This window comes from Pseudarthrobacter sp. CCNWLW217 (assembly GCF_037203985.1).
In the GTDB taxonomy this organism is placed as follows: Bacteria; Actinomycetota; Actinomycetes; order Actinomycetales; family Micrococcaceae; genus Arthrobacter.
Genome location: NZ_JBBCBT010000043.1, coordinates 1 through 2600, shown reverse-complemented (window position 1 = coordinate 2600; position 2600 = coordinate 1). Strand labels below are relative to the sequence as shown.

The window sequence follows — 2600 nt, the reverse complement described above, 5'->3', positions numbered from 1 at the left end:
CGTTGGGGGCGCGCGAAGTTGAGGCTGTCGAAGGTGCGCTTGCCGAGGGCTTCGTTGGCGGCGATTTCGCCGTAGCCGGTGGCGTTTTTGAAGCCGCCGCCTGAGAAGCCGGTGGCGCAGTAGATTCTGCTTCCTTCGTGGAACCGGCCGAGCAGGGGGTTGCCGTCTGTGGTGAAGAGGTCCGGGAAGGCGTCTGAGCGGACGATGGTGGGGAACAGTCCGGGGAAGAACTCGGTGACAGTTTCGGTGGTTTCTGAGATTTCAGCTGCGCTGAGGTCCCTGGGCACGGCGTTGGGGTCCGGGGTTGGCGCTCCCCGGCCGTCAAGGGTTGCCTTGACTGTGGCGCCGTCCACGGCGGGTGCCCCATACATGGAGCGGTCCCCGGAAATCCGGATAAAGACGGGGAACTTCTTCGGCGAGAATTCCGATGCGTCTTTGGCGACGAACCAGGAGAGGAAGCACCGTTTGGTCTGGGTTGCCGCCTTCAGGTAGTCGGGCATGAGGCGTTGGGACCAGCCGCCGGAGGCGATGATGGCGTTTTCGAAGGTCCAGGTTTTGTTGCCGGAGGTGATGAGGACGCCGTCGGGGGTTTCGGTGATGGTGTTGATGGGGGTGTTGGTGTGGATGGTTGCGCCGTTGGTTTGGGCTGCGGTGATGGCGGCGGTGACGGCGCGGTCGGTGCGCAGGGCGCCGGCGTGGGGGTCGTAGACGGCGATGTCGTCGGGGCGGAGGTTGTGTTGGGGGTAGCGTTCGGCCATTTCCTGGTGGTTGAGGATGTGGTGGTCGGCGTGGTTGGTCCTCGTGGTTTCGAGCAGGGCTGTGAGGTAGGGGCCGTTTTGGGTGCCGATGGAGAGTCCGCCGCAGCGGGTGAGGATGTGCTGGCCGGTTTCGGCTTCGAGTTCGGCCCAGAGATCCCGGGAGCGTTCCAGGATGGGGTAGAGGTTGGGGTTGCCGCGGTAGAGCATGCGGAAGAGCCGGGTGTCGCCGCCGACGGCGCTGCGGGCGTGGGCGGGGGTGTGTGCTTCGAAGCCGGTGACGGAGTCGGTGAGGCGGGAGGCTTGCCAGAGGGCCATGGATCCGATGCTGCCCAGGCCGATGACGGCGAGTTTTCCGTCCATGGTTAGAGGACCTGTTCGAGGAAGGCCTGGGTGCGGGCTTCCTTGGGGTTGGCCAGGACTTCGCGGGCGTCGCCGCGTTCGACGATGTAGCCGTCGTCCATGAAGATCAGGGAGTCGGCGACTTCGCGGGCGAAGCCCATTTCGTGGGTGACGACGACCATGGTCATGCCTTTTTTGGCGAGTTGTTTCATGACGGCGAGGACTTCGCCGACTTTTTCGGGGTCCAGGGCGGAGGTGGGTTCGTCGAAGAGCATGATTTCGGGGTCCATGGCGAGGGACCGGGCGATCGCGACGCGTTGTTGTTGTCCGCCGGAGAGTTGGACCGGGTAGTAGTCTCCGAATCCGGCGAGGCCGACGCTGGCGAGCAGTTCGTGGGCGCGTTTGGCTGACTCTTTCTTGTCCGCCTTTTTGACCAGGACGGGTCCGGACATGATGTTCTCGTGGGCGGTCATGTTGGGGAAGAGGTTGAAGGATTGGAAGACCATGCCCACCCGGGTGCGCTGTTCGGCGAGTTTTTTGGGGGGCAGGGCGTGGTAGGCGGTGTCGGTTTCGTAGTAGCCGAAGTCTTCGCCGTTGACTTTCAGGACTCCGGTGTCCACTGTTTCCAGGCCGTTGATGCAGCGCAGGACGGTGGATTTGCCGGAGCCGGACGGGCCGATGATGCAGCAGATCTCTCCGCTGGCGATCTCGAGGTCGATGTCTTTGAGGACTGTTTTGGGTCCGAAGGATTTGCGGATTTTCTGGGCGAGTATGGTGCCGTCGTTGCTCATCGGGCGATACCTTCCGGGTCTGTCAGCACAACGGGTTTGGCCTTCCGGGGGAGCCGGGAGGTTGAACGTGAGTATTTTTGTTCGAGCTTGGATTGCGGGTAGCTCAGCAGCAGGGTCATGACGAGGTACCAGAGGCTGGCGACGAGCAGCAGCGGGATGGTCTCGTAGGTCCGGGCGTAGATGAGCTGGGCGCTTTGGAGCAGTTCGGCAACGCCGAGGACGCTGACCAGGGAGGTTCCCTTGAACATGCCGATCACCTGGTTGCCGGTTGCCGGGATGATCGAGGGCATCGCCTGGGGGATGATGACCTTGCGCATCTTTATTGACCCGCTCATGCCCAGGGAGTCGGCTGCCTCGATCTGGCCCTTGCCGACGGCGGAGAACCCGCCCCGGATGATCTCGGCCATATAGGCGGCCTCATTGAGCGTCAGGCCGACCAAGGCTGCCGTGATCGGCCCCATCAGGGCGTTTGTGTCGATCGCGGTGCCGATGTCCGTGAACGGGATCCCGATGGACAGGTTCGGGTAGAGCGCGGAGATGTTGAACCAGAAGATCAACTGCACCAGCACCGGAGTGCCCCGGAAAAGGGTGATGTAGAGCCCTGCAGCGATGGAAATCGGCTTCACGTGAGAGGAGCGCATGATCGCCAGGCCCAGCCCCAGGAGCGTTCCCAGGGTCATGCTGGCCACCGTGAGGAAGATCGTGAGCATCA

At 63.1% G+C, this 2600-nt stretch carries 3 protein-coding genes; all 3 read right to left on the bottom strand.

Annotated elements, in window-relative coordinates:
* Window positions 1-1118: FAD-dependent oxidoreductase (locus tag V9L18_RS21935; protein WP_337349258.1), on the bottom strand; the 1118-nt coding region annotated here is incomplete at its 3' end.
* A gap of 2 nt (window positions 1119-1120) precedes the next feature.
* Complete coding sequence (locus V9L18_RS21930) at window positions 1121-1888, bottom strand: amino acid ABC transporter ATP-binding protein (RefSeq protein ID WP_337349257.1); 768 nt, start codon at window positions 1886-1888, stop codon at window positions 1121-1123.
* Window positions 1885-2600: amino acid ABC transporter permease (locus V9L18_RS21925; RefSeq protein ID WP_337349256.1), on the bottom strand; the 716-nt coding region annotated here is incomplete at its 5' end. The genes V9L18_RS21925 and V9L18_RS21930, both read right to left, overlap by 4 nt.

Coding starts and splice junctions, on each gene's coding strand:
- V9L18_RS21930 (WP_337349257.1), bottom strand. CDS start 1,888: ATGAGCAACGACGGCACCATACTCGCCCAGAAAATCCGCAAATCCTTC.